Origin of the sequence: Glycomyces endophyticus (assembly GCF_039531525.1) — a bacterium.
In the GTDB taxonomy this organism is placed as follows: domain Bacteria; phylum Actinomycetota; class Actinomycetes; order Mycobacteriales; family Micromonosporaceae; genus Glycomyces; species Glycomyces endophyticus.
Genome location: NZ_BAAAQF010000004.1, coordinates 711,530 through 737,014 on the forward strand (window position 1 = coordinate 711,530; position 25,485 = coordinate 737,014).

Genomic DNA, 25,485 nt, shown 5'->3' on the forward strand with positions numbered 1-25,485 from the left:
GACTACATGTAGAGGTTCTACATATCAAGTCCGTCTACCTATCAGGGGCGTAGCCTGGAGTCATGGACGCGGACGGCATTCACGGACAGCTCGACACCCTCATCCTCGCCACGCTCAACCGCGGTGAGGCGCACGGCTACGCGATCATCACGGCGCTCAAGGAGCTCAGCGGCGACCGGCTCGACCTGCCGAGCGGCACGGTCTACCCGGCGCTGCGGCGCCTGGAGCGGGCCGGGAGCATCAGCGGGACCTGGACGGAGGGCCCGGGCCGGCGGCGCCGGGTCTACGCGCTCACCGGCGACGGCGCGAAGGCCCTGGAGAAGGGCCTGAGCGACTGGCGGTCGCTGCGCGAGGTCATGGGCGCGGTCCTGGAAGCATGAGCGACTACCTCGACGCGGTGGCGGCGCCTTTGAAGGGCCCGCGGCGGCTCCGCGAGGACATGCTCGCCGAGATCGGCGACGGCTTCGAGGACGCCGTGGCCGAGCGGATCGGCGCGGGCCTCACCCCGCAGGAGGCCGCACGGGACGCCGCCGCCGAGTTCGGCGAGCCGCGGATCGTCGCCGCCGAGGTCCAGCGCGAACTCGCCGCGGCGCAGGCGAGGCGGACCGCGTGGACGCTCGTCACCGCGCTGCCGGCGATGACGATCATGTGGGACCTCTTCAGCGGCGACGGCGACCCCGGCCTCGCGGTCACGCTGCTCGCCAGGGTCACCGACACCGCCACCGCCGCGGCGTTCGTGACCGCCGCGCTCGTCCTCACCGGGCACCTGCACCGCCGCGCCGCGACGCTCTGCGGCGGCCTCGGGCTCGCGCAGGTGGCCGTCGCCCTCGGCTGCTCCGCGGCCATCGGCGCCCTCGGCGAGGGCGGCGGCCCCGCCGGGCTCTGGGCCGCGCTGATCGCCGCCTCGGCCCTCGGGTCGGCCGTCGTCGTGGCGTCCTCGGCGCGGGCGCTCGCCGTGGCGCGCACCAGGATCGCGTAGCGGCCGCTGAGTCTCCCGCGGCGGGATCGTCGAGAAACCCGCCGCCGTCGGACAACCGCGCGGGACCGGGCGGCGTATTGAGCGTGCCGGGCCGAGCCCCATCCACCCATCCGGGCGACGCCGGGCCCCCTACCCGTCATCTGAAAGAGGCCCAGTGAAGACCGAGGAGCAGCAGCGAGAGGCCGAGTTCCGTTCCTTCGCGACGGCGCAGCGAGACAGCCTGCGGCGGTACGCCTACCTGTTGTGCGGGGACTGGTACGAGGCCGACGACATCGTGCAGAAGGCGTTGACGAAGATGTTCGCCGCGTGGAGGCGCGTCGAACCGGGGGGTGCGCCCGCGTACGTGCGGCGCATCGTCACCAACGTGTACTTCTCCCACCGCCGCCTGACGTGGGTGCGCCGCGAGCGCGCCAGCGACCAGCTGCCGGTGCGGCGCGTCGACCGCCCGCAGGAGGCGGTCGAGACGCGGCTCGAACTCATCGCCGCGCTGGACCGGCTGCCGCCCAGGCAGCGGGCCACGCTCGTTCTGCGGTTCTGGGAGCAACTGTCCGTTGACGAGACCGCCGCCGCCATGGGGTGCTCGACGGGAACCGTGAAGAGCCAGAGCGCCAAGGGCATCGCCAAGATGCGCGACCTCCTCACCGACCCCGTCGTCCCGGCCCGGGCATAGCGGAAGAAAGCGAAACCGACCATGAACCTGCAAGACGACCCCGGAGCGCTGTTCCGGGACCGCATGCCCGACCTCACGCCGCCGCCCGCGGCGTTCGACCTCGACGCGATCGTGCGCGACGGCTACCGGGCCCGGCGCCGGCACCGCGCGGTGCTCACCGGCGCCTCAGCGACCAGCGTCGCGGCCATCGCCGCCGTGCTCGCGTTCTCGGCCGGGGTCCTCCCGGGCGACCGGACCGACCCGGCCGACCCGGCCCACCCGACCGACCCGGCAGGGGAGGCGACCACCGGCGCGCCCCCGGGCTCGACGGAGATCGACTACGCCAACGCCGGCTACCCCTGGCCCGGGGACTCGGGCTTCGGCGACCAGGCCGTCGCCGACCAGCTCACCGCTGCCGGACGGGACGCCTTCGACGACCTGCTCATCGCGACCGGGCGCTTCGAGGCGTCCGACTTCCAGTCGATCATGAACGACCCGTCCGAGGAGGAGATCGCCCAGTACGCCGAGGACATGCAGCTGAGCCTGGAGGAGGCCGAGGCCGAGCTGAGCTACGTCGAGGACGACGGCCTGTTCGTGTTCACCGGGCACACCTCGCCCGGCAACTACGGCCAGGTGCAGCTCTACAGCTACGAGGCGACGGCCCTCGCCGCGCAGGAACCGGAGGCCGAGGACTGGAACCGGCACCTGCTCGAAGTCGAGGCGCTGCTGCCGGGCGGCTGGACCGCCGAGCCCGGCCCGACCTCGGAGCAGTTCTTCCCGCAGCACCTCATCGAGGACACGGGGTCGCTCGAGACCAGGGAGCTGGACGACGGCCGGACCCTGTACACCGCTGTGGACGACTGCGAGACGACGCTCGCGGTCACGTACCCGAACGCGGCCGGCCTCCGCGCGACCTGGGACACCGGCTGCGATGGCGAGGAGGAGGTCCCGGTCGACGCCGCGGCGTTCGAGGCCGCGGTCCTGGCGATGCCGCAGATCGACTACGACACCGGCGGACTCGCCGAGGTCGGGCAGGTCGTCGACGTGCCGACCGGCTGGCTCGCGTCCGACCTCGCCTGGGAGGAGTGGGCCGAGGAGGGCGCGCAGGCCACCGGGCAGCTGGTCGAGGCGGCCCTCTCCGAGATCGCGTCGGGCTCGATGCTCGGGTCGGCGTCGGCGTTGGTGTCCGACGACTGGGAGTACCTCGACCCCGACGCGGTGCGGCTGCACCAGTACACCGTGAGCGGGACGCTGCCGTACTCGACCACGATCGACACCACGGTCGACGACGCCTCCTTCGACCTGACGTACACGCTGCCGGGCGGGTGGCTGCCCGGGTTCAGCGGCGAGGACCAGAACGGCCCGTACCTCGCGAACTGCCGCGCCGACTTCGAGTGCCGCGAGGCGGAGGTGGGCGGCCGGACGGCGTACATCGCGGAGCGGCGCGACGCGCACGAGCCGGACGCCGGTTCGGGTTCGACCGAGGGCTGGTTCGAGGGCGAGTACGAGATCACGGTCGTCGACCCGGACGGATGGGCGGTGTCGGTCTGGATGGCGTTCGGCAACGACGACTTCGAGCTGTCGGCCGACGAAGTGGCTGACATCCTCGCGCAGCTGCCGGCGCCGGAGTACGACGCGGAGCTGGAGCCGGTCCTGGCCGACTGACCGGACCGCGGCGGCAATAGCCGTGACATGACGGGCGGGCCCGGCTCCTTCGAGCCGGGCCCGCCCGGTGTCCCGCCCCCGGGACTGCTGTGTCGGCCGTGCTGGGACCCGTGTCGGGTCCGGGCCGCGCCGGTGCGGGCCGGCGCGGCCCGGACCGCGTCAGTTCAGGATCTGCCAGTCGCGCGAGCCCAGGTACTCCGGGCGCGCCTTCTCGGCCGCGAACGGTTCGACCAGCGAGTTCTCGATCGAGTTGAACACGATGAACAGGTTCGAGCGCGGGAACGGCGTGATGTTCCCGTTCGAGCCGTGCATGCAGTTCGAGTCGAACCAGACCGCCGAGCCGGCGGGGCCGGTGAACTGGTGGATGCCGTGCTTGTCGGCGAGGAGGCGCAGCGACGCGTGGTCGGGCGTGCCGGCCTCCTGCCGGACCAGCGAGGACCGGTGGTTGTCCTCGGGGGTCTCGCCCAGGCACGAGACGAACGTCTGGTGCGAGCCCGGCATGATCATCAGCGAGCCGTTGAAGTGGTAGTTCTCGGTCATCGCGAGCGAGAGGCTGACCGCCCGCATCCGCGGCATGCCGTCCTCGGCGTGCCAGGTCTCGAAGTCCGAGTGCCATTCGAACGGCGCGCCGCCGAAGCCCGGCTTGTAGTTGATCCGGCTCTGGTGGACGTACACCTCGGAGCCGAGGATCTGGCGGGCCACGCCCGCGATCCGGTCGTCGCGGATCATCGCGGCGAAGAACGGCGAGATCTTGTGGACGTCGAAGACCGAGCGGATCTCGTCGGTGGTCCGCTCGCGCACGACCCGCTCGTCCCCGACAAGGGACGGGTCGTGCAGGAGCTGCTCGATCTCGCTCTGCGCCGCCGCGAGCTCGGCGGGGGTGAGCAGCTGCTCGACGGGCGTGAACCCGTCGGACCGGTGCGCGTCGAGGTGCTCCTGCGCGAGCGGCCCGTCGGCGGGCCGGCCCCAGACGGCGGGGTCCTCGGTGCGGTAGATCAGGCGGGGCTCGTCGAACCGCCGGGTGGGGTAGAGGTCGGTGGGCGACATGGTCGTTCGTTCCTCTCTGCGCCGCACGGAGTGCGGCGCGGTCCGTCAGTGGTCTTCGGTGATGAGGGGGTAGACGCCGTCCTCGTCGTGGACCTCCCGGCCGGTGACCGGCGGGTTGAACACGCACACGCAGCGCAGGTCGCTCTCGACGTCGAGGACGTGCCGCTCGTGGCCGTTCAGGACGTACATCGTCCCGGGCGCGAGCGCGTGGACCTCGCCGCTCTCGAGGTCGCGCAGCTTCGCGGACCCCTCGATGACGTAGACGGCCTCGACGTGGTTGGCGTAGTGCATCGTCGTGGAGGTCCCCGCGTAGAGGACGGTGTCGTGGAGGGAGAACCCGGTGCCGTCGCGGGCGAGCAGGAGCCGCCGCGAGCGCCACGTGCCGGCGGTCCGGTCCCGGTCGCCCCCTTCGACGTCGGCGTCGGTCCCGACGAGGTCCTCCAGTCGCCTGACGATCATGCGGCCTCCTTCGCCTCGGCCTCTTTGGCGACGGTCGCGACGGCCTCGCGCGCGATGCCGATGCCCTCCTCGAAGTCGTCCCTGGTGGTGGTGAGCGGGGGGAGGAGCTTGACGACCTCGTCCTCCGCGCCGGACGTCTCCATGAGCAGGCCGTTCGCGAACGCCTCCTGGCAGACCAGGCCGGCGTGCGCGGGGTCCTCAAAAACCAGGCCGCGCGCCAGTCCCCTGCCGCGGGTGGAGATCCCGAGCTCGGGGTGGGACTCGGCGATGCCCTTGAGCTCGCCGTCGAGCCAGTCGGCGCGGTCGTCGACGGCGGCGGTGAGGTCGTCGTCGCGCCAGAACGTCTCGAGCGCGGCGGTGGCGGTGACGAACGCGGGCGCGAACCCGCGGAACGTGCCGTTGTGCTCGCCGGGCTCCCACACGTCGAGGTGCGGCTTCATGAGCGTGAGCGCGAACGGGAGTCCCATGCCGGACAGGGACTTCGAGAGCGTGACGATGTCCGGGGAGATCCCGGCGCGCTCGAAGGAGAAGAACGGGCCGGTGCGCCCGCAGCCCATCTGGATGTCGTCGACGATGAACAGCAGCTCGTGCTCGCGGCAGACTTGCTCCAGGCCGCGGAGCCACGCGTCGGAGGCGACGTTGACGCCGCCTTCGCCCTGGACGGTCTCCACGATGACCGCGGCGGGCCGGTCGAGGCCGGACCCGGGGTCCTCCAGGAGGCTGCGCAGCCACAGGAAGTCCGGGGTGCGCCCGTCCATGTAGTTGTCGTACGGCATGGTCGCGGCGTTGTTGAGCGGCACGCCCGCGCCGCCGCGCTTCATGGAGTTCCCGGTGACGGCGAGCGCCCCGAGGGTCATGCCGTGGAAGCCGTTCGTGAACGACACGACGGTCTCGCGGCCGGTGTACTTGCGCGCCAGCTTGAGCGCGGCCTCGACGGCGTTGTTGCCCGCGGGTCCGGGGAACTGGACGCGGTAGTCGAGGTTGCGCGGCGCGAGCACGAGGTCGCGGAAGGACTCCAGGAAGCGCCGCTTGGCGGTGGAGTAGGTGTCGAGGGTGTGGACGACGTTGTCCTCGGCCAGGTAGGCCAGCAGGGCCTCCTTGAGCGCGGGGTGGTTGTGCCCGTAGTTGAGCGAACCCGCGCCGGCGAAGAAGTCCACATAGGATCTTCCCTGCTCGTCGGTGATGCGGCTGCCCTTGGCGGTGGCGAACACCGTCGGCCAGTTGCGGCAGTAGGAGCGGACTTGGGATTCGACCTGTTCGAAAACCTGCATGAGTCTCTCTGGGTCGGCCTGATCGGCTGGTCCCCGCTTCCCGTCCTGGTGCGGACGGGCGCATACCCGGGTCGGCGCCTGTGGGTGTCCCCGGGTAGGGCGGGCTCAGCTCCGGACGCCGTCCTCCGCGCCGCGGAGGCCGGCCGGGCGGGCAAGCGGCCCGTCGACCTCCCCGATCGGCCGCACCAGCGGTCCGATGCGTTGCAGCACTTCGGGTTCGTGTCCGGAGCCGAGCTCGTGCTCGGAGAACAGCACGTCGCGCGTCAGGTCCGCGCCGTTCGCTCGCGCGAACGACTCGAACAGGTGCAGCGACGCTTTGTTGCCCGGGGTCACGGTCGCTTCGACGAAGCGGACCCCTTGGGAGCGCACGGATTCGGCCAGGTGGCCGAGCATGCGCGATGCCAGTCCGCGGCGGCGGAAGTCCGGGCCCACGGCCACCTGCCACACGAAGAGCGTGTCAGGTGCGGCCGGGCGCCGGTACCCGGTGATGAAGCCCGCCAGGCGGCCGCCCGCGCGAGCGACGACGCTGGTGTCCGCGAAGTCGCGGCACCACAGCAGGTACGCGTACCTGGAGTTGACGTCGAGGCCCCCCGATTCGCGGGCGAGCCGTTCCATCGGTCCGCCGTCGGCCGGGCTCGGGGAGCCCAGTTCGAACGGCGGACCCGGATCGAGCGGCCCCGCGGGGCCGCTCGATCCTCTGACCTGGGTGCCGGCCCCTGCCGGGCCGTCGGCACTTGCGTCACCGGTTGGCATGGGGACGACCGTAACAAAGTTCGCCGCGATTGTTAAGGCCAACCGAACGATATTGTGAAGTTTTCCGCACAGTGTCAGTAGGCGTCGGGCTCCTCGGCGTCGTGGCCCTGCGCGTCGAGCGGCTCGAGCCCGGCGCGCTCGCCGATCGCGCGCCGCAGCGCGAGTTCGGGGTCGACCCCGGCGGCGCGGGCCGCGCTCACGGCCGCGAGCAGGAAGTCGCCGACCTCGTCGGCCTCCAGCTTGAGCCCGTCCGGGAGCGTCGGCAGGTCGAGCGGCTCGCCCTGGTCGCTGAAGCGCTCGATGACCTTGGCGGCCAAGGCGAGCGACGGCAGCTGCCGTGAGACGCCGTCGGCCGGGTGGTCGCGGTGCGGCTTCTCGGCGGCCTTCGCCTCGTTCCAGTGCTCGTACAGGTCGTCGGGATCGGCGTCGCCCCACACGTGCGGATGGCGGCGCACGATCTTCTCGACCAGGTCCCCCGCGACGTCGTCGATGTCGAAGTCCTCGGCGAGCGAGGCGTGCAGGAGCGGCTGGAACAGCAGGTCGCCGAGCTCCTCGCGCAGCTCGTCCGGGTCGTCCCCGGCGATGGCGTCGAGGACCTCGTAGGACTCCTCCAGCAGGTACGGCGCGAGCGTCGCGTGGGTCTGCTCGCGGTGCCACGGGCAGCCGTCCTCGGCGTGGAGGCGCGCGACGGCCTCCACGAGGTCGAGCAGGCGCGCGCCGGGCGGATCCCATGAGCCGTAGACGACCTCGAGCTCGATCTCGCCGCCGGCGACGTACTCGGCAAGCGCCTCGCGCAGCTCCTCGTCGCCCTCCTCGCCGACGATCCAGACGCCGCCCTCCTCGAGGAAGCCGGCGGCGTCCTCGACGATGTCGACGTCGATCCCGGCGTCGCGGATCGCCTCGACGGCGGGCGTCTCGTCGAACGCGGCCACCGCCTCGGCCTCGTGCAGTGCGTCCCACGCCTCGACCGAGAGGAGGCCGGCGGGGATGCGGGGTGAGGTCAGGAGCCAGGTGACGGTGCTCAACGCTGCGGGACCTCGACGGGGAAGACCGAGGGGAGCGGGCTGAGGTCGAAGTCGCCGTAGCGGGGGTTGACGGAGATGTCGTACTCCTCGATGTAGCCGGCGAGGTCGTCGGTGAACCCGGCGAGGAGCTCCAGGTCGGCCTGCGTGTACCCGGCGACGTTCGCGTCCGTCTCGGCCGCCGCGATCGCGGCCTCCATCTCGGACTCGGTCAGCGCCCGCGGCTCGGACCGCTCCACGAGCTGCTGGAAGTACGACTCGGCCTCGACCGCGATGGCCTCCAGCTCGTCGGAGCCGGCCCCGCTCTCGGCGTCGAGGTCGAGCGCCTGCCCGAGCTCGGAGTAGAGCACGTACACCACGACCTGCTCGCGGTCGCCGGAGTAGTCGTGGATGCTCAGGTCCTCGCCCTGCTCCGCGCGCAGGTCGGCGATCGTCGTGACGTACCCGTCGATCGTGTCCTCGGAGACCCGCTCGTCCCCCACGAACAGCGCCGCCCCCTGTTGACTCCCGCAGGCCCCCAGCGCGAGGAGCGCGATCGAGGCCGCACCGGCCAGTCTCAGTGTGCGCACAGCACTTCGTCTCACAGCACGGCCTTTCACAGCAGGGTCCTTCGGCTCGGGGCCGCCCCATCGGCGGCCTCTGTGACCTTAGCCTCACGCCCGAAGTCTCCACAATCCCCCCACCTCGCTCGATTCGGAGCGCCGGGCGGTCACCAGTCTTCGACGAGGGGGTCGTCGCGGGAGGGGGTGCGCTGCCATTGGGCGTCGAGGCGGGTGAGGCGGGCGGGGGCGGCGATCGAGGTGGCCTGGGCGATCTTGGCGCCGTCGAGGGTGAGGATGATGGTGCCGGCGACGCGGCCGTCGACGGTGGCGACGAGGGCGGGGGCGTGGTTGACGAGGGCGGCGTGGAAGGAGGGGGAGCCGCCGGCGAGGCGGCGCTTCGCCTCGGTGGGTTTGAAGCCGCCGCGGAGGACGCGGGCGAGGTGCTCGGCGCCGCGGTAGCGCATCAGGGTGGTGAGGAGGCCCGCGCCGTCGGAGGCGCCGGTGGCGTCGGCGGTGAGGAGGGCGACGAGGCGGTCGGTGCTGCCGGAGGAGGCGGCGGTGACGAAGGCGTCGACGATCTCGCGGGCGGCGGCGCGGTCGACCTCGGTGCGGGGTTCGGCGGCGACGTGGAGGCGGGCCCGGCGGGCGTGCTGCTGGGACGCCGACTCGGTGATGTCGAGGATCGCGGCGATCTCCTTGTGGGAGTGGGAGAAGGCCTCGCGGAGGACGTAGACCGCGCGTTCGGTCGGGGTGAGGCGCTCCAGCAGGAGGAGGACGGCGATCGAGACGGACTCGCGCTGCTCGGCGGTGTCCTGCGGGCCGAGCATCGGGTCGCCGTCGAGGAGCGGCTCGGGGAGCCAGTCGCCGACGGCGCGCTCGCGGCGGGCCTGGGCCGAGCGGAGGCGGTCGAGGGCGAGGTTGGTGACCACTGTGGTCAGCCAGGCCTCGGGGACCTCGATGCGGTCGCGGTCGGCGGCGTGCCAGCGCAGGAACGCGTCCTGGACGACGTCCTCGGCGTCGGCGGCGGAGCCGAGGAGGCGGTACGCCAGCGAGGCCAGCCGGGTCCGGCCGGCCTCGAAGCGCTCCAAGGCGGTGTCCATGCGGTCAGTGTAGGCGCGGGCCGGGCGGACCGGTGCCGGTCCGCTCGGAGGGTCTACGCGGGGACGGGTCTCGCGGTGGCCGGAGCGGTCGCCAAGGCGCGCTTGCGGACCGGCAGCCCGTAGGTGGGGTGGACGACGCCGAAGGCGGCCCCGCGCAGGATGGCGTTCTTCAGCCGCGCGGCCACCGGGCCGTTGACCGACCAGGTCGTGGCGCGGTCGCCGAGGGCGAGCGCCTGGAAGACCGCGTCCTTGCGGCCGAGGCTGATGTGGTTGCCGTAGTAGGCGAGCGAGGTGCGGCCGCGGGCGCCCGTGAGGTCGCCGAGGATCGCGGCGCGGGCCTGCATGCTCGTGAACCCGGCCGAGGCGCAGGACATCGGGAGCGGTTCGCCGTCCTCGGCGAGGGTGAAGACGCTGTCGCCGGCGGCGTAGACGCCGGGGTGCGAGACCGATCGCATCTGGCGGTCGACGAGGATCTGGCCGGTCGCGTGGACCGCGAGGCCGGCGGCGGCGGCGATCGGGTGGGCGGCGAAGCCCGCGGCCCAGACGGTGGCGTCGGCGTCGAACGCGCGGCCGTCGGCGGCGACGGCGCCGGTCGCGGTGACCTCGCGGATCTCGGTGCGCTCGTGGACGTCGACGCCGAACCGGTCGAAGGCGCGCAGGAGGTGCGCCCGGGCCTTGGGGCCGAGCCAGCCGCCGAGCTCGCCGGAGGTGGCGAGGACGACCCGCAGGCCGGGCCGGGACTCGGCGATCTCGGTGGCGGCCTCGATCGCGGTGAGGTTGCCGCCGGCGACGAGGACGGTGGCGCCGGGGGCGAGGCCGTCGAGGCGCGCCCGGAGGCGGAGGGCCGCGTCGAGGCCCGCGACGTGGAAGGCGTGCTCCCGGACGCCGGGGATCCCGTGGTCGGCGGCGGTGCTGCCGAGGGCGTAGAGGAGCGTGTCGTACGGGACGGTGTCGTGCTCGGCTGCATCGTGCACGGCCGGGCCGTGCTCGGCCGTGCGGCGACCGGCGGCGTCGGCGGGGCCGAGTGCGACGGTCTTCGCGTCGGCGTCCAGGGCGGTGACGCGGGCCTGGACGAAGTGGACGCCGGCGGCCGCGAAGACCCGCTTCAGGTCGCGCCGCGGCAGGTCCTGCCCGGCGGCGACCTGGTGGAGGCGGAGCCGTTCGACGAAGTCGGCGTCGGCGTTGACGACGGTGATCGCGACGTCCTCGGGGCGCAGGCGGCGGGCGAGGTAGAGCGCGGCCGAGGTCCCGGCGTATCCGGCGCCGAGGACGGTGATGCGGTGCTGCATGGTTCCACTCCTGTCGTGCTGGTGTCGGACTCTGAACGGGGCGGGGTCCGGATCCATGACAGGGTGTGCGTGTGCGGTGCGTCTCAGTCGGTGGACGGGGTCGGAGCAGCGCCGCGGTGCCGGGCGATCGGCACCGCGGTCGCGGGCGCCTCAGTCGGCGCTGTCCTCGTCGCCGGCCGGGACCCGGCGGCGGCCGCCGCGGCTGACGTGGCGGCGCCGGTCCTCCTGGTCCATCTCGTACCGGGCGTACCAGGGGGCCCAGCCGCCCTGCGCGAACCACTGGCGGCCGCTGCGGGAGGCGAGCCCGCCGATGACGCACAGGCCCATGACGATCCAGATCGGCGCGATGACCAGGGCCGTGACGTCGCCGTAGGTGCGGGAGACGCCGATGATGCCGATGAGGGTGTTCCCGACCGCGAAGAGAATCGCGAACGCGCGCGTGCCGCGGCGCCCGCGGCCGAGCTGGAACACGATGATCGCGTACGGCACCGTCAGGACCGCGATGAGCGGCAGGACGATCGCGATGGGGAAGGTCGTGCCGACCGGCAGGGCCGCTTCGAGTGCGGAGACGCCCGGGATGTCGTGGGACTGGTCCTCGACCCAGCCGAGCATGCGGGGGCCGAGGCCGAGGCTGACGCTCACCAGCATGAAGTACTGAAAGACCATCATCACCTGGGCGAGGTCGACGGAGTGCGGCTTGTCGTAGAGCGGTGCGGGACCGGAGGGGTTGAAGCTGTTCACGGGCGCTCCAAAGAAATGGGTCCTTCCAGCGTACGTCCGCGAATGCCCTGGTGGGTCCCCTTATTCGCCGTTCGGGGCGGGCCGCACACGGGCCCAGCGCCACACCGGTGGCGAGACGAGCAGTCCGAGGCAGGTGAGGTCGAGGACGCCCGCGAGCTTCTCCAGGGGTGGGGCCGCGAGCCAGGTGTCGAACTCGGCGAGGAGGACCATCGCCGGGACGCCGGTGGTGACGACGGCGAGGAACCAGGCCCAGGCGCGCCGGTGCCAGATCGCGAAGGCGTACAGCAGGAGCAGCGAGGCGCCGACGACGAGCACGGTGAGGAACGCGGGGCTGGTGTACCCCATGCGCTCGCAGGCGGTGTCGTGCGGGCCGCACGCGAAGTACTCGGGGATCAGGACCGCCATGAAGTCGATCCAGGAGAGCGCGAGCAGGACCATGAGCAGCCGCACGAGGAGCGGCCGCGGCTCGGTCGGAGTGCCCATGGGCTCATTGTCCGGCATCGGCGGCGGGTCCGCGCAGAGGGCGGAAGAAGTCGCGCAGGTCCTGGACGAGGAGGTCGGGGGCCTCCATGGCCGCGAAGTGCCCGCCGCGGTCGAACTCGGACCAGTGGACGATCCGGTGCGAGCGCTCCATGAGTCCGCGGATCGCGGGGTCGGTGGGGAAGACCCCGACGCCGGTGGGCACGTCGGAGTACGCGGGCGCGGGCTCGTCGCGCACGGCCCGGTACTGGTGCGCCGAGCTCGCCCCGGTGCCGGTGAGCCAGTACAGGGTGACGTTGGTGAGGAGCTGGTCGATGTCGACGGCGTGCTCGGGGAGGCGGGCGGCGGGGTCGGTCCAGTCGTGGAACTTGTCGACGATCCAGGCGAGCTGCCCGACGGGTGAGTCGTTGAGCGCGTAGGCGATCGTCTGCGGCTTGGTGGACTGGAGGTCGGCGTAGCCGGTGCCGTGGCGCACGAGTTCGCGCACGGATTCGAGGCGGGCCAGCTCGTCGGGGTCGAGTGCGGCGAGGGCGGGGTCCCCGGGCGGCGGGAGTTCGAGGCCGCCGTTGACGTGGACGCCGGCGACGCGGTCGGGGGCGAGGCGGCCGAGCGCCGGGGAGACCTTGGAGCCGGTGTCGCCGCCGTGCGCGCCGAACCGGTCGTAGCCGAGCCGGTCCATGAGCGCGAGCCAGGCGCGCGCGATCCGGGCGTGGTCCCAGTCCGGCGCCGACAGCGGTGTGGAGAACGCGAACCCCGGGAGCGAGGGCGCGACGACGTGGAACGCGTCGGCGGGGTCGCCGCCGTGGGCGCGCGGGTCCGCGAGCGGCCCGAGGACCTTCGTGAACTCGACGACGGAGCCGGGCCAGCCGTGCGTGACGACGAGCGGCAGCGCGTCCGGCTCGGGCGAGCGCGCGTGCAGGAAGTGGATCCGCTGGCCCTCGATCTCGGTGAGGCCCTGCGGGATCGCGTTCAGGCCCGCTTCGTGGGCGCGCCAGTCGTAGCGGTGCAGCCAGTGGTCGGCGAGCCGCCGCAGGTACAGGACCGGGACCCCGCGCGCCCAGCCCGGCTCGGGGCTCGCGGCGGGCCAGCGCGCCACGCGCAGGCGGTCGCGGAGGTCGTCGAGCGCGGCCTGCGGGACGTCGATGCGGAACTCGGCGATCGGTGCTCCCATCCGCCCCATGCAATCAGACCGGGCGGGGATCGTCCACCCGATCGGGGATCAGGGCGGCTCGCGGGAGGGCCCCAACCCACCCACTTGGGTGGGTATGTATACCGACCACCCTCCCCGCCGGGTCCGACAATCCAGCCGCTCGCCCAACTCGATCGGGTGAGTGAGCTGCGCCGCGCCTACGGGCGCCGTTCCGGAGGTCCGGCAGCTGTCGCTGCCGGGCCTCCGGGTAGTCGTTCAATCCTGGTCGGATGCGGCGATCGCGGCAGGCGCGACTTTCGGGACGATGTCGGCGATGAGGTCGGCGCACCACTGGAGGAGCGCCAGGCCCTCCAGGGGCTTGCCGCCGACGCGGGACGTCGTGGGCCGCGGGACGCTGATGAGGCCGGCGGGGGCCTTGAAGTGCGCGTCCGGGTAGTGGCGGCCCAGGCGCATCTGCTTCGAGTCGGGGAGGTCCACAGTGGAGAACCGGAGGTTCTTGCCCTGGAGGGCGACGTCGGTCAGGCCGTGCGCGCGGGCGAGGAGCCGGAAGCGCGCCAGGTGGAACAGGGTGAGGACCTGCTCCGGCGAGGGCCCGTACCGGTCCTCCATCTCCTCGCGGACCTCGTCGAGCTCGGCCTCGTCGTGGACCTCGGAGATCTTGCGGTACATCTCCAGGCGCAGCCGCTCGACCTCGATGTAGTCGAACGGGATGTTCGCGTCGAGCGGCAGCTCGACCTTGACCGGCGGCGGGGGCTCGTCGCCGCCGCCCTTGAACGAGGTGACGGCCTCGCCGACCATCCGCAGGTACAGGTCGAACCCGACGTCGGCGATGTGCCCGGACTGCTCGGCCCCGAGCAGGTTCCCGGCCCCGCGGATCTCCAGGTCCTTCATGGCGACGTACATGCCCGCGCCGAGCTCGGAGTGCTGCGCGATCGTCGCGAGCCGCTCGTGCGCGGTCTCGGAGAGCGGCTGCTCCGGCGGGTACAGGAAGTACGCGTACGCGCGCTCGCGGCTGCGCCCGACGCGGCCGCGGATCTGGTGGAGCTGCGAGAGGCCGAGGAGGTCGGCGCGCTCGACGATGAGAGTGTTCGCGTTCGGGATGTCGATGCCGGACTCGATGATCGTGGTCGAGACGAGCACGTCGTACTCGCCTTCCCAGAAGCCCTGCATGATCTGCTCGAGCTGCGTCTCGGTCATCTTGCCGTGGGCGACGGCGACGCGGGCCTCGGGGATGAGCTCGCGCAGGCGCGTCGCGGCCCGGTCGATGGACTCGACCCGGTTGTGCAGGTAGAACGCCTGCCCGTCGCGCAGGAGCTCGCGGCGGATCGCGGCGGCGACCTGCTTGGCCTCCCACGCGCCCACGTACGTGAGCACCGGGTGGCGCTCCTCGGGGGGCGTGGAGATCTGCGACATCTCGCGGATGCCGGTCACGGCCATCTCGAGGGTCCGCGGGATCGGCGTCGCCGACATGGTGAGGACGTCGACGGCGGTGCGCAGCGCCTTCAGCTTCTCCTTGTGCTCCACGCCGAACCGCTGCTCCTCGTCGACGATGATGAGCCCGAGGTCCTTGAACCGGGTCTCGGCCTGGAGGAGCCGGTGGGTGCCGACGAGGATGTCGACCTCGCCGGCAGCGATGCCGCGCTGGATCTCGGCGGCCTCGCGCGCGGACTGGAACCGCGACAGCTGCTTGATCTTCACCGGGAACTGGCCCATGCGCTCGACGAACGTGCCGTAGTGCTGGCTCGCCAGGAGCGTCGTGGGGACGAGGACCGCGACCTGCTTGCCGTCCTGGACGGCCTTGAACGCGGCGCGAACCGCGACCTCGGTCTTGCCGTAGCCGACGTCGCCCATGACGAGGCGGTCCATGGGGACGCGGGCCTCCATGTCGGCCTTGGTGTCGACGATCGCGGACATCTGGTCGGGGGTCTCGATGTACGGGAACGCGTCCTCGAGCTCGCGCTGCCACGGCGTGTCGGGGCTGAACGCGTGCCCCGCGGCCGCCTGGCGGGCCGCGTACAGCTGGATGAGCTCGGCCGCGATCTCGCGGACGGCCTTGCGGGCGCGCCGCTTCGTCTTCTGCCAGTCGGTGCCGCCGAGCTTGTGGACGGTGGGCTGCTCGCCGCCGACGTACCGGGTGAGCTGGTCGAGCGCGTCGGTCGGCATGAACAGCACGTCGGCGCCCTGGCCGCGCTTGGAGGGCGCGTACTCGATGACGAGGTACTCGCGGTCGGCCCCGGCGATGGTGCGGCGCACCATCTCCACGTACTTGCCGACGCCGTGCGCGTCGTGGACGACGTAGTCGCCGGGCGAGAGTTCGAGCGGGTTGACGACGCCGCGGCGCCTGGTGGCCTTGCCCTTGCGCGGCCGCTGGCTCGCGAGGGCCTTGCCGCCGGCGATGTCGGCGGCGGTGACCGCGACGACGCCCTGGTCGGCGAAGCCGAGCGCGAGCGTGCCGACGCAGGCGACGACCTCGCCGGGCCGGAACGCCTCGGGCGAGGACTCCAGGTGCGCGCCGATCCCCTCGGCGCGCAGCTGCTCGGCGGCGCGCTCGGCGCCGCCGAGGGCCGGGTAGACGACGGCGACGGCGCGGCCCTCGCGGGTCCAGGTCCGCAGGTCCTCGACGAGCTGCTCGGTGTTCCCGTGGTAGCGCGGGGTCTCGGTGACGCCGAGGTCGACGGTGATCGAGTCGTCGTGCACCGGACCGGAGCTCACCGGTTCGCCGGTGATCGCGGCGAGCTCGGCGGCGAGGGCGTCTTCCTCGGGGGCGGCGGCGAACGGCGAGATCGTCCACCAGCGCTGGCCCTTCGCGAGGGCGGTGGTGCGGGCGTCGGCGAGGTCGTGGAAGGTCCCGGAGCCGAGGTCCACGGGTGCCGCGGCGCCGGCCGCGGCGGCGGCCCAGGACGCTTCGAGGAACTCGTTGGAGGTGGCGACGAGGTCGAGCGCGCGGGTGCGGATGCGCTCGGGCTCGATGGCGACGACGAGGGCGTCGCGGGGCAGGACTTCCTGGAACAGTTCGAGGCTGCCGGGTCCGGCGAGCGCGGGCAGGAGCGACTCCATGCCCTCGACCGGGATGCCCTGGGCGAGCTTGGCGCACATCTCGGCCAGGCCCGGGTACGCGTCGCCGAGGGCGGCGGCCCGCTCCCGGACCTCGTCGGTGAGGAGGAGTTCGCGGCAGGCGACGGCGCGCAGCTCGGCGGGCTCGTCGCCGGGGGCGGTGTCGAGGGACCGCTGGTCGGCGACGGAGAACTCGCGGATGGTGTCGACCTCGTCGCCGAAGAACTCGAGGCGCAGCGGGTGCTGCGCGGTCGGCGGGAACACGTCGAGGATGCCGCCGCGCACGGCGAACTCGCCGCGCTTCTCGACCAGGTCGACGCGCTCGTACGCGAGGTCGACGAGGTGCGCGGCGAGGTCGGTCAGGTCGGTCTCGTCGCCGCGGCGCAGGTGCACGGGCTCGCGGGTGCCGAGGCCTTTGAGCTGGGGCTGGAGGGCGCCGCGGACGGGGGTGACGATGACGCGCGGGACGTCGCCGGCGTGGATGCGGTGGAGGAGGTCGAGCCGGGCGCCGACGGTGTCGGAGCGGGGCGAGAGCCGCTCGTGCGGGAGGGTCTCCCAGGCGGGGTAGTACGCGATCCGGTCCTCGGCGACGAACGACGCGAGGGACTCGGCGAGCTCCTCGGCCTCGCGGGAGGTCGCGGTGATCGCGAGCACGGGCCCGGCGGCGTGCCGGGCGGCCTGCGCGAGCGCCAGGGGCCGCGCGCCGGGGACGGCGACGACGTCGACCGGGCGCTCGGACCCGGCGGCGAGTTCGGCCAGGCGCGCCAGCTTGGGCGCGGCCGCGGCCGCCTCGAGCAGGCGTTCGAGCTTCGGCTGCGGCTTGCCTTCGGACATTCGCGGGCTCCCTGCGCGGCTGCTTCCGCCCGCCGATCGCGGGCACGACTGATGGCCGGAGACAGCCCTGACGGGGGGCTGTTCCGGCGACCGGTTGAGTCTACCTCGCTCGGGCCCGCGGGCCGCTCGCGATCGTGCGGGGAGGCGGGCGCCCTAGTTCGAGGCGCCCTGTCCGCCCTGGTCGAACAGGAGGGCCTGGATCTCCGGCACGTTGTAGAACATGCCGATGACGACGAGGACGGTGAGGATCGGCAGGAGGATGCGGTTCTCCTCCTTGCCGCCCGCGCGCAGGGCGATCTTGTTGGGGAGGCCGATGTCGCGCCAGCGGCGGCCCTGGATCGGGAGCGGGAAGAACAGCGGCGACCCCATCTTCGTGATCATGTCGCCGAGGATGTGGATGAAGCAGCCGATCCCCATGGCGAGGCCGAGGATCCAGTAGTCGCGGCCCTCGGGCAGGAGCCGGTACATGCCGTAGGCGGCCGCGAGGGAGACGCCGGTGACGACGATCCAGCCCTTCTTCTCGACGGTCTCGGCGAGCAGGCCGCGGACGGCGAGACCGGTGAGCACGAAGAGGATCGCGATGACGGCGGGCTTCCCGAACTGGGCGGCGAGGAAGCCGGTGCCGAGGCCGATGAGCGCGGCGTGGACGGCGGTGTGCGTGAAGAGGCGGTGCCCGTTGTTCCGCTTCTTGTCCTTCTTGGACTTGGTGAGCAGGTAGAACCAGTAGCAGAGGCGTTCGACGACCTCGGCGACCATGAGGGACGCGACGCCGAACGAGCGGGCCACAGTGGACCCGCCCTTGTTCTCGGTCACGCGTCCGGCGCAGTCGATGTCGGGGTACAGGGCGGCGCCGGAGCAGACGATCGTGCCGACGACGAGTTCGGCGGAGGTCTGGTCGATGCCGAACGCGAGATCGGCGACGGCCGAGCCCGCCAACCACAGCGCGGCACCGGACATGGCGTGGGTCGGACCCATGACCATAGCGGGGACTCCTTCAAGGGCAATGACAAGCAGTCGGGAGGATGGCGACACTATCCCACACCGACGCCACCTCCGCGGTCCCAGGAGTGACAAAGGTGCAGCCCCGCAACATCTTTCGCGTATCGGTCTCATCACGACCCGGGACCTGCGCTTTCACTCGCGCTATGGTCGAGAGGTGTTCGACTCAGCGATGCTGGCCGCGTACCTCGACCGCGTGGGCGTCAGCGCCCCGCGGCGCCCGACGCTGCACGCGCTCAGGCGGGTCCACCGCGCGCACGTCGCCGCGATGCCGTACGAGAACCTCGACATCCAGCTGGGCCGGCCGATCCGCCTCGACGCGGACTCGCTGTTCGCCAAGTTCGTCGCGGGCGGGCGCGGCGGGTACTGCTACGAGCACAACGGGGTCATGGCGCTCGCACTGGAGGCCATGGGCTTCGACGTGCGCCGCGTCCTCGGCGGGGTCGCCCGCGAGACCGAGGGCGACGGCAACTGGTGGAACCACATGCCGCTGGTCGTCGGGTTCGAGGGCCGGCACGGCGGCGACCGCGTCGAGTACCTCGCCGACGCCGGCATCGGCACGGGCTTCCGCGACCCGCTCCCGGTCCGCAACGGCAGCTACCGGGTCGGCGCGTTCAACTTCGGGGTGTGGAACCTCGGCGGCGACGCGTGGCGCTGCTCGATCGACCCGCGCGTCTCGAACCTGACGTTCGACTTCACGCTCGCCGCCAGGCGCCCCGAGGAGTTCGCCGAGCGGTGCCGGGAGCTGTCCACCTCCCCCGAGTCACCGTTCGTGAAGACGCTGACGGTGCAGAACCCGCGCGAGGACGACATGTGGGTGCTGCGGGCCCGCACCCTCACCGTCTACGACCCGCGGGTCCCCGACTTCAAGACCGTGCGCGTCGTCGAGGACGAGGACGCGTTCGCGTCGCTCCTGCGGGGGCGGTTCAACCTGACCCTCGACGACGCCGATATCGCGGCACTGTGGACGAAGGCCGCGGCGCAGCACGAGCAGAAGCTCGCCGAGGAGCGCTCGGAGGAGCGCAAGGCCCGCGCGGTCTGAGTCCGCGGCGAGCCGCTCCGGGCCGCGGGAGGCGGCCGGCCTGCGCGGCCCCGGCGTTCACCGGCTCCGAGGCGCTAGGGCTCCGAGCGCTGCCGGGCGGCCTCGTAGAGCGCCACCGTGCCCGCGTTCGCGGCGTTCAGCGACGTGGCGGCCTTGGGGGACATCGGGATGCGCGCGACGGCGTCGGCGAGCTCGGTCCAGGCCTTCGACATGCCCTCGGTCTCGTTGCCGATGACCAGGAGGGTCGCGCCGCGCAGGTCGTGGCCGGCCAGCGTCCGCTCCCCGTGCTCGTCGGTGCCGATGACGGACGGCCGGTGCGCCTGCTTGGCGGCCCACTCGGCGACCTCGTGCGCGGACGCCGCGTTGACGACCGGGATCGCGAACAGGCTGCCGGTCGAGGCCCGGACCGCCTTGGGGTCGTACGGGTCGGCGGCGTTGCGGCCGGTGACGACCACCGCGTCGGCGCCGAACGCGTCGGCGGAGCGGATGAGGGAGCCGAGGTTCCCCGGGCTCGTCGGCCGGTCCACGACCAGGCCGAGCCAGCCGGGGCGCGACTCCAGCTGCGACAGGCGCCGGGTCGGGATGGCGACCTGGGCGAGGAGCTCGGGCGCCTCGCCGTCCTTGTCCCCCAGCTCGGCCATGAGGTCCGAGGCGACGGCGGCCCGCTCGGTGTGCGGCGCGTCGAGGAGCCCGCGGGCCCACTCCGACAGGCGCGGGCGGTCGGCGTCGTACAGCAGCGTCTGCACGGTCCAGCCGTGCTCGACGGCCATCGTGACCGGCCGGACGCCCTGGACCAGGAACGACCCGGCCCGGTGCCGCTTGGTCCGGTTGCGCAGCAGGGTCTCCCACTGCTGGAACTTCGCGTTCCGGACGCTCACTCGCAAGCTCTTCGCCATGGTCTCCGCGCTTCGATCGGGTGGAAGCGCGAACGTAGCACGGGACCGGGGCGAGGCCCCGGTCCCAGTGGCCGAAGTGTGGTCGAATGCCGCGGATCAGCCGGTGTTGCGCAGGCCCGCCGCGATGCCGTTGACGGTGATGAGGAGGGCCCGCTTCAGCTGCGGGTCCACGTCGCCGTCGGCGCCGCCCTCGGAGCGGTACCGCTTCAGGAGCGAGACCTGGAGGTGGTGCAGCGGTGCCAGGTAGCGGTCGCGGACCTCGAGGGTGCGCGAGAGCTGCGGGTTCGCGGCCAGCAGCTCCTCGCCGCCGGTGAGCGCGAGGACCTCGGCCACCGTCTTGGCGTGCTCGACCTTGATGACGTCGAAGATCGGCTGCAGGTGCTCCGGGACGAGCGTCGAGACGTACTGGCCCGCGATCGACAGGTCGGTCTTCGCGAGCGTCATCTCCACGTTCGACACGAAGTTGCGGAAGAAGTGCCACTTCTCGTACATCTCGGCGATGTCGCCGCCCAGGCCCGCCTCGCGGGCGGCCGCGAGGCCCGAGCCCACGCCGAACCAGCCGGGGACGATCTGGCGCGACTGCGTCCAGCCGAACACCCACGGGATCGCGCGCAGGCCCGACAGGCCCGCGTCGGTGTTCGGGCGCTTCGACGGCCGCGAGCCGATGTTCAACGCGCCCAGGAGCTCCGTGGGGCTCACCGACCAGAAGTACTCGGCGAGGCCGGACCGGCCGGTGAGGTCGCGGTACGCGGCCTTGGACGCCTCCGAGGTCTGGTCCATGACGTCGAACCAGCGGGCCAGGACCTCGGGGTGGTGCCGCGGCTCGGTGTGCAGCAGCGTGGCCTTGAGCGACGCGGCCACGGTCAGCTCGAGGTTCTCGCGGGCCAGCGCCGGCAGCGTGTACTTGTCGGAGAGGACCTCGCCCTGCTCGGTGATCTTGATGGCGCCGTCGAGCGTGCCCGAGGGCTGCGCGAGGATCGCCTCGTGGGTGGGGCCGCCGCCGCGGCCGATGGTGCCGCCGCGGCCGTGGAACAGGCGCAGGCGCACGCCGTGCTTGTGGGCGATGTCGCGCAGCTGGCGCTGCGCCGCCTGGATGTTCCACTGGCTGGCGGTGATCCCGGCGTCCTTGTTGGAGTCGGAGTAGCCGAGCATGACCTCCTGGACGTTCCCGCGGGCGGCGACGATCGCGCGGTACGCGGGCAGGCTCAGGAGCCGGTCGAGGAGGACGTCGGCGCCGGCGAGCTCCTCGACCTCTTCGAGGAGCGGCACGAAGCCGACGTCGGCGCGGCCGCGCGCGACGTCGATGAGGCCGGCGTCGCGGGCGAGGATCGCCGGGGCGAGGACGTCGCCGGCGTCGTGGGTCATCGAGATGATGTACGACTCGACGATGGCCTTGCCGAACTGCTCCTGGGCGTCGCGGATGGCGTGGAAGACGTCGAAGGTCTTGCGGTTGAGCTCGGTGAGCTCGACGTTCGCGGGCGCGAGGGGCCGCTGGCCGGAGAGCTCGGCGGCGAGGACGTCGCTGCGCTCCTCGGGGGTGAGCTCGGCGTAGGCCTTGTCGAGCTCGCCGGTGGCGTCGTAGAGCTCGGCGAGGACGGCGTGGTGGGCCTCGGAGTGCTCGCGCACGTCCATGGTGGCGAGCTGGAGGCCGAACGCGGCGACGGTGCGGATGACGCGGTCGAGGACGCCCTTGGCGGGGAGCTGGCCGCGCTGGCGGGCGAGGGAGTCGCGCATGACCTGGAGGTCGGCGAGGAGCTCGCGGCCGTCGGCGTAGTCGAAGCCGGCCCGGTGGGGCAGGCCCTCGGCGTGGCGGGTGCGGGTGTTGGCGAGCTTGGCCTCGACGGCGCGGGCCTTGAGCCGGTAGGGCTCCTCGGCGTGGATGCGCTTGTAGCGGGCGGGGATCGCGGTGCCGAGGCGGTCGAGGTCGGCGTTGACGGAGTCGAGGAGCTCCTGGGACGCGGGCCGGACGGCCTGGGACACGGAGAGCTCGTTGATGAGCCCGGCGACGGCGCCTTCGGCGGCGGCGATGCCGTGCTCGTGCTGCATGAGCAGGACCTGCTTGGTGACCTCGGGGGTGACGAACGGGTTGCCGTCGCGGTCGCCGCCGATCCAGGTGCCGAAGCGCAGGGGCGCGGTGCCGGGGCGGGGGGAGCCGCCGAGGTCGGTGAGGGTGGCGTTGAGGTCGGTGAGGACGCGGGCGGCGGCGTCGCGGTAGAGGTCGGTGAGGTAGTAGATCGCGTTGCGGGCCTCGTCGGTCGGCTCGGGCTTCTCGACGCGGAGCTCGTCGGTCTGCCACAGCAGGTCGATGATCTCGGCGAGGCGGGAGTTGACGGCGTCGACGTCGGCGGAGCCGAGGACGGCGCGCTCGGCGGCCTCGGCGTCGAGGAGGTCGGCGATGTTGCGGAGCTTGATGAGGATGGACCGGCGGGCGGCCTCGGTGGGGTGCGCGGTGAAGACGGGGCGGACCTCGAGGCGCTCGGCGGCGGCCGCGATCTGGTCGGCGGGGACGTCCTCCAGGGTGATCTCGGCGCGGGCCTGGGAGAGCCAGCCGCCGTTCTCGGCGCGGGAGCGGCGCATGTCGCGGGCGCGGTGGACCTGCTCGGTGATGTTCGCGAGGTGGAAGTAGGTGGCGAACGCGCGGGCGAGGTCGACCTCCTCGGTGACGTCGAGCTTCGCGAGCCGCGAGGCGACGGCCTCGGGCTGGTGGCGGACCAGGCCGCGCACCTCTTCGACGAGCTCGAGCAGCTGGGGGCCCTCCTGCCGCACGAGCGCCTGGCCGAGGAGGTTGCCGAGCCGCCGGATGTCGCGGCGGAGCTGCTTGTCGTCGGTGCCGCCGGAGGAGTCGTAGTAGTCCATGGAGGTCTCCACTGCTGGTCTGGGCAAACCCGTGAGGGGCCGCTCGCGCCGACGTCCTTGTCCGCGGTGAACTGCTGTGCACTATCGATATAAGGCGATGTCAGCGTAACTTACCGGTAATGGCCGCGCCACTTTCTCAGTCCGCCATGCGGGACGATCGGGTGCGTTCCCGGCCGCAGCGGGTGAGGCGCGTGACGGACCGGTGGCATACCCTGGTTCGACCGAGACCGAAGCCGCCCCGCCCGATCCGCTGCGAAGGGACCCCGACCGCCGATGTCTGACTGGGTACTGCCCGACGAGATCCTCGCCGAGGCGCCGAGCCACACCCCGCTCCCGCACGAGCTGGCCGACCTGGAGCTGCTGCTGTACGGCGCGTACGCGCCGCTGCGCGGGTTCATGGGCGAGGCCGAGGCGAGGTCGGTGACGACCAGGGGGGCGCTGCCGGACGGGACGGCGTGGCCGGTGCCGGTGACGCTCGACGTCCCGATCGCGATCGCGCGGCTGCTGGACAACCCCGACCCGAAGCGCCGTGTGCTTCGTATCACCGACCCCGAGGGGGCGCCGGTCGCGGCGGTCGAGTGCCACAGCCTCGACGCGCTCGGCCCGGACATGGTGCGGGTCGGCGGCCCGGTGCGGCGGATAGCGGACGCCGCGCACGGCGTGTTCACGAGCCTGCGGGCGACGCCCGAGCAGGCGCGCACGACGTACACGAAGCCGCGGGTGCTGGCGCTCGTGGCCGAGAAGCCACTGCACCGCCCGCAGCTGGCGCAGCTGGCGCGCGCCGCGCACAACCTGGCCGCGCACGTGCTGGTCATGATCCCCACCGGCGACGAGACGAACGGCGACCGGGAGCTGCGCCTGCCGACGGCGGCGCTGGTCAGGTCGGTGCTCGCGGCGAAGGACCGGCTGCCGACGGCGACGGTGCTGACGGTGCCGCTGTCGAAGCGCGGCGACCGGCTCCGCGACGGCCTGCTGACGGCGAAGGTCGCGGCCGCGTACGGCGCGACGCACCTGATGACCGGGCCCGACGGGCTCGGCGGCGGCGACGGCGTGCGGTCGATGGTCCCCCGGGAGCTCGCGTACGACACCCGGGACGGGCAGTGGCGGCCGATCGAGGACATCGAGCCGCCGTTCCGGCGGACCGCGCTCAGCGAGGCGGAGGTCGCCGACATGCTCGACCGCGGCTTCGGGCTGCCGGAGTGGCACACGCCGCCGAGCGTGGCCGCGGAGCTGCGCAAGGCCCGCCCGCCGCGCCGCCAGCGCGGGCTGGTGCTGTTCTTCACGGGCCTGTCGGGCTCGGGGAAGTCCACGATCTCGCGCGGCGTCTACGAGGCGCTGCTGGAGGACGGGACCCGCACGGTGTCGCTGTTCGACGGCGACGTGGTGCGCCGGCTCCTGTCGAGCGGGCTCGGGTTCTCGCGCGCGGACCGGTCGGTGAACATCCGCCGGATCGGGTTCGTCGCGGCGGAGGTCGCGCGGCACGGCGGCATCGGCATGGCCGCGCCGATCGCGCCGTACGAGGTGGACCGGGCCGAGGCGCGGCGCATGGCCGAGGCCGCGGGCGCGGACTTCGTGCTGGTGCACGTCTCGACGCCGCTGGAGGTGTGCGAGTCGCGGGACCGCAAGGGCCTGTACGCGAAGGCGCGCTCCGGGCAGATCCCGGAGTTCACGGGGATCTCGGACCCGTACGAGGCGCCGCTGAACGCGGGGCTGGAGATCGACACGTCCGAGATCACCGTCGGGGAGGGCGTGGAGCAGGTGCTCGAGTTCCTCTCCGAGGGCGGCTGGCTGGAGCCGATCGGGCTCCGGATCGCCTAGGTCCGGTCCCGCTGGCCGGGGCGGCGGATCGGGGCGGCGGTGCAGGCCTCGGCCGTAGAGCGGGCCGAGGCCCGGGCGGGGGCCCGGGCCCTGGCGGTGCGCTAGAGCAGCGTGGACCAGTAGTCCCAGAAGCCGGTGCCGACGATGCCGACGACGGCGACGTAGAGCAGGGTCAGGCCGATCCAGTGGTAGCGGAGCACGTCGTCGACGGCGTCGCGCCAGTCCGCGCCGATCGGGATCGCGCCGGTGCGGAGGTTGCGGATCGTGGTGAACCAGAAGATCGGCAGGACCACCGTCCACACGGCCATGCACCAGGGGCAGAGCACGCCGATCCGGTACACGGACTGGAAGATCAGCCACGACACGAACGCGAGTCCGCCGAGCGCGCCGAGGTTGAACCCGAGGGCGATCCAGCGCGGCAGGCTCACCTTCGCGAGCCACAGGACCCCGGTGAAGACCACCAGCGGGAACGCCGCGAGTCCGATGATCGGGTTCGGGAACCCGAACACCGACGCCTGCCACGTGTTCATGACGGTGCCGCACGAGAGCACCGGGTTGAAGTCGCAGGAGATGACGTGGTCGGGGTCGATGAGCGAGGCGATCCGCTCGTAGGTCAGGTCGAACGCGGCCGCGAGGCCGACGAGCCCGCCGAGGAGCAGGACCAGCCCGGTGACGGTGCGCCCCCGGGCTTCTCTTCCCGTCTCGCCGAACGCCTCGTCCATGCGCGCCCCCTGGGTCTCGTTCACGAATGCCGTCGATGTGATCACCAAAGGGTAACGACCGCGGCGCGACCGGGGTTGCGCGAAGGGAGGGCGAATGTGGCGATACGGACGCCGGGG

22 protein-coding genes are annotated in these 25,485 nt (G+C 72.7%); 6 read left to right on the plus strand and 16 right to left on the minus strand.

What is annotated here, in order from left to right:
- The first annotated feature begins 62 nt into the window (after positions 1-62).
- The 4 genes from ABD419_RS06445 to ABD419_RS06460 all read left to right on the plus strand — a co-directional run bounded on the left by ABD419_RS06445 (position 63) and on the right by ABD419_RS06460 (position 3,293).
- Positions 63-380 carry a PadR family transcriptional regulator gene (locus tag ABD419_RS06445; protein WP_344483302.1) on the plus strand — a complete coding sequence of 106 codons (318 nt, stop codon included), beginning with the start codon at positions 63-65 and terminating at the stop codon, positions 378-380.
- Complete coding sequence (locus ABD419_RS06450; RefSeq protein ID WP_344483304.1) at positions 377-979, plus strand: permease prefix domain 1-containing protein; 603 nt, start codon at positions 377-379, stop codon at positions 977-979. Before ABD419_RS06445 ends, ABD419_RS06450 begins: the two co-directional genes overlap by 4 nt.
- Positions 980-1,133: 154 nt before the next feature.
- Positions 1,134-1,649 carry a SigE family RNA polymerase sigma factor gene (locus ABD419_RS06455; protein WP_344483307.1) on the plus strand — a complete coding sequence of 172 codons (516 nt, stop codon included), beginning with the start codon at positions 1,134-1,136 and terminating at the stop codon, positions 1,647-1,649.
- 21 nt (positions 1,650-1,670) lie between these two features.
- The gene (locus ABD419_RS06460; protein WP_344483310.1) at positions 1,671-3,293 is read left to right on the plus strand and encodes a hypothetical protein; all 1,623 of its coding nucleotides are present in this window, start codon (positions 1,671-1,673) and stop codon (positions 3,291-3,293) included.
- Between the two features lie 159 nt (positions 3,294-3,452).
- Here the strand turns inward: ABD419_RS06460 and thpD are convergent, their stop codons facing one another.
- The 13 genes from thpD to ABD419_RS06525 form a co-directional block, all read right to left on the minus strand.
- A complete protein-coding gene (gene thpD, locus ABD419_RS06465) occupies positions 3,453-4,340 on the minus strand; it encodes an ectoine hydroxylase (RefSeq protein ID WP_344483313.1) in 888 nt (295 codons plus the stop codon).
- A gap of 45 nt (positions 4,341-4,385) precedes the next feature.
- Positions 4,386-4,799 (minus strand): ectoine synthase, encoded by a 414-nt coding sequence (locus ABD419_RS06470; protein ID WP_344483316.1) that lies wholly within the window; start codon positions 4,797-4,799, stop codon positions 4,386-4,388.
- Positions 4,796-6,070 (minus strand): diaminobutyrate--2-oxoglutarate transaminase, encoded by a 1,275-nt coding sequence (gene ectB, locus ABD419_RS06475; protein WP_344483319.1) that lies wholly within the window; start codon positions 6,068-6,070, stop codon positions 4,796-4,798. The genes ABD419_RS06470 and ectB overlap by 4 nt, the downstream gene beginning before the upstream one ends.
- Before the next feature lie 105 nt (positions 6,071-6,175).
- A complete protein-coding gene (gene ectA, locus ABD419_RS06480) occupies positions 6,176-6,823 on the minus strand; it encodes a diaminobutyrate acetyltransferase (protein WP_425555942.1) in 648 nt (215 codons plus the stop codon).
- A gap of 74 nt (positions 6,824-6,897) precedes the next feature.
- Entirely contained in the window at positions 6,898-7,848 is a 951-nt protein-coding gene (locus ABD419_RS06485; protein WP_344483322.1) for a nucleoside triphosphate pyrophosphohydrolase, read from the minus strand.
- The gene (locus tag ABD419_RS06490) at positions 7,845-8,414 is read right to left on the minus strand and encodes a hypothetical protein (RefSeq protein ID WP_344483325.1); all 570 of its coding nucleotides are present in this window, start codon (positions 8,412-8,414) and stop codon (positions 7,845-7,847) included. Before ABD419_RS06490 ends, ABD419_RS06485 begins: the two co-directional genes overlap by 4 nt.
- 140 nt (positions 8,415-8,554) lie before the next feature.
- Positions 8,555-9,487, minus strand: coding sequence for a sigma-70 family RNA polymerase sigma factor (locus ABD419_RS06495; protein WP_344483328.1), 933 nt, complete (start codon positions 9,485-9,487; stop codon positions 8,555-8,557).
- Positions 9,488-9,540: 53 nt separating this feature from the next.
- Complete coding sequence (locus ABD419_RS06500; RefSeq protein WP_344483330.1) at positions 9,541-10,776, minus strand: NAD(P)/FAD-dependent oxidoreductase; 1,236 nt, start codon at positions 10,774-10,776, stop codon at positions 9,541-9,543.
- 150 nt (positions 10,777-10,926) lie between these two features.
- Positions 10,927-11,517 carry a hypothetical protein gene (locus ABD419_RS06505; RefSeq protein ID WP_344483333.1) on the minus strand — a complete coding sequence of 197 codons (591 nt, stop codon included), beginning with the start codon at positions 11,515-11,517 and terminating at the stop codon, positions 10,927-10,929.
- 60 nt (positions 11,518-11,577) lie between these two features.
- Positions 11,578-12,000, minus strand: coding sequence for a hypothetical protein (locus ABD419_RS06510; RefSeq protein ID WP_344483335.1), 423 nt, complete (start codon positions 11,998-12,000; stop codon positions 11,578-11,580).
- Positions 12,001-12,004: 4 nt separating this feature from the next.
- Positions 12,005-13,168: an epoxide hydrolase family protein gene (locus ABD419_RS06515; RefSeq protein WP_344483338.1), complete on the minus strand. Its 1,164-nt coding sequence runs from the start codon at positions 13,166-13,168 to the stop codon at positions 12,005-12,007.
- A gap of 234 nt (positions 13,169-13,402) precedes the next feature.
- Positions 13,403-17,035 (minus strand): transcription-repair coupling factor, encoded by a 3,633-nt coding sequence (mfd, locus tag ABD419_RS06520; protein WP_344483341.1) that lies wholly within the window; start codon positions 17,033-17,035, stop codon positions 13,403-13,405.
- Between the two features lie 153 nt (positions 17,036-17,188).
- On the minus strand, positions 17,189-18,016 hold the full coding sequence (locus ABD419_RS06525) for a metal-dependent hydrolase (protein WP_344483344.1): 828 nt from the start codon (positions 18,014-18,016) through the stop codon (positions 17,189-17,191).
- A gap of 175 nt (positions 18,017-18,191) precedes the next feature.
- On the opposite strand from ABD419_RS06525, the gene ABD419_RS06530 reads away from it, so the two are divergent.
- A complete protein-coding gene (locus tag ABD419_RS06530; RefSeq protein WP_344483347.1) occupies positions 18,192-19,076 on the plus strand; it encodes an arylamine N-acetyltransferase family protein in 885 nt (294 codons plus the stop codon).
- 74 nt (positions 19,077-19,150) lie between these two features.
- On the opposite strand, the gene ABD419_RS06535 is transcribed toward ABD419_RS06530, so the two are convergent.
- Positions 19,151-19,972, minus strand: a complete 822-nt coding sequence (locus ABD419_RS06535) for a TrmH family RNA methyltransferase (protein ID WP_344483350.1) — start codon at positions 19,970-19,972, stop codon at positions 19,151-19,153.
- Between the two features lie 96 nt (positions 19,973-20,068).
- Positions 20,069-22,828: a phosphoenolpyruvate carboxylase gene (ppc, locus tag ABD419_RS06540; RefSeq protein ID WP_344483353.1), complete on the minus strand. Its 2,760-nt coding sequence runs from the start codon at positions 22,826-22,828 to the stop codon at positions 20,069-20,071.
- A gap of 273 nt (positions 22,829-23,101) precedes the next feature.
- On the opposite strand from ppc, the gene cysC reads away from it, so the two are divergent.
- Positions 23,102-24,646, plus strand: coding sequence for an adenylyl-sulfate kinase (gene cysC, locus ABD419_RS06545; protein ID WP_344483356.1), 1,545 nt, complete (start codon positions 23,102-23,104; stop codon positions 24,644-24,646).
- Positions 24,647-24,747: 101 nt separating this feature from the next.
- On the opposite strand, the gene ABD419_RS06550 is transcribed toward cysC, so the two are convergent.
- Positions 24,748-25,392 carry a vitamin K epoxide reductase family protein gene (locus tag ABD419_RS06550; protein ID WP_344483359.1) on the minus strand — a complete coding sequence of 215 codons (645 nt, stop codon included), beginning with the start codon at positions 25,390-25,392 and terminating at the stop codon, positions 24,748-24,750.
- Between the last annotated feature and the right edge of the window lie 93 nt (positions 25,393-25,485).

Coding starts and splice junctions, on each gene's coding strand:
- mfd (WP_344483341.1), bottom strand. CDS start 17,035: ATGTCCGAAGGCAAGCCGCAGCCGAAGCTCGAACGCCTGCTCGAGGCG.
- ABD419_RS06470 (WP_344483316.1), bottom strand. CDS start 4,799: ATGATCGTCAGGCGACTGGAGGACCTCGTCGGGACCGACGCCGACGTC.
- ABD419_RS06510 (WP_344483335.1), bottom strand. CDS start 12,000: ATGGGCACTCCGACCGAGCCGCGGCCGCTCCTCGTGCGGCTGCTCATG.
- ABD419_RS06450 (WP_344483304.1), top strand. CDS start 377: ATGAGCGACTACCTCGACGCGGTGGCGGCGCCTTTGAAGGGCCCGCGG.
- ABD419_RS06460 (WP_344483310.1), top strand. CDS start 1,671: ATGAACCTGCAAGACGACCCCGGAGCGCTGTTCCGGGACCGCATGCCC.
- ectA (WP_425555942.1), bottom strand. CDS start 6,823: ATGCCAACCGGTGACGCAAGTGCCGACGGCCCGGCAGGGGCCGGCACC.
- ABD419_RS06495 (WP_344483328.1), bottom strand. CDS start 9,487: ATGGACACCGCCTTGGAGCGCTTCGAGGCCGGCCGGACCCGGCTGGCC.
- cysC (WP_344483356.1), top strand. CDS start 23,102: ATGTCTGACTGGGTACTGCCCGACGAGATCCTCGCCGAGGCGCCGAGC.
- ABD419_RS06535 (WP_344483350.1), bottom strand. CDS start 19,972: ATGGCGAAGAGCTTGCGAGTGAGCGTCCGGAACGCGAAGTTCCAGCAG.
- ectB (WP_344483319.1), bottom strand. CDS start 6,070: ATGCAGGTTTTCGAACAGGTCGAATCCCAAGTCCGCTCCTACTGCCGC.
- ppc (WP_344483353.1), bottom strand. CDS start 22,828: ATGGACTACTACGACTCCTCCGGCGGCACCGACGACAAGCAGCTCCGC.
- thpD (WP_344483313.1), bottom strand. CDS start 4,340: ATGTCGCCCACCGACCTCTACCCCACCCGGCGGTTCGACGAGCCCCGC.
- ABD419_RS06500 (WP_344483330.1), bottom strand. CDS start 10,776: ATGCAGCACCGCATCACCGTCCTCGGCGCCGGATACGCCGGGACCTCG.
- ABD419_RS06445 (WP_344483302.1), top strand. CDS start 63: ATGGACGCGGACGGCATTCACGGACAGCTCGACACCCTCATCCTCGCC.
- ABD419_RS06525 (WP_344483344.1), bottom strand. CDS start 18,016: ATGGTCATGGGTCCGACCCACGCCATGTCCGGTGCCGCGCTGTGGTTG.
- ABD419_RS06515 (WP_344483338.1), bottom strand. CDS start 13,168: ATGGGAGCACCGATCGCCGAGTTCCGCATCGACGTCCCGCAGGCCGCG.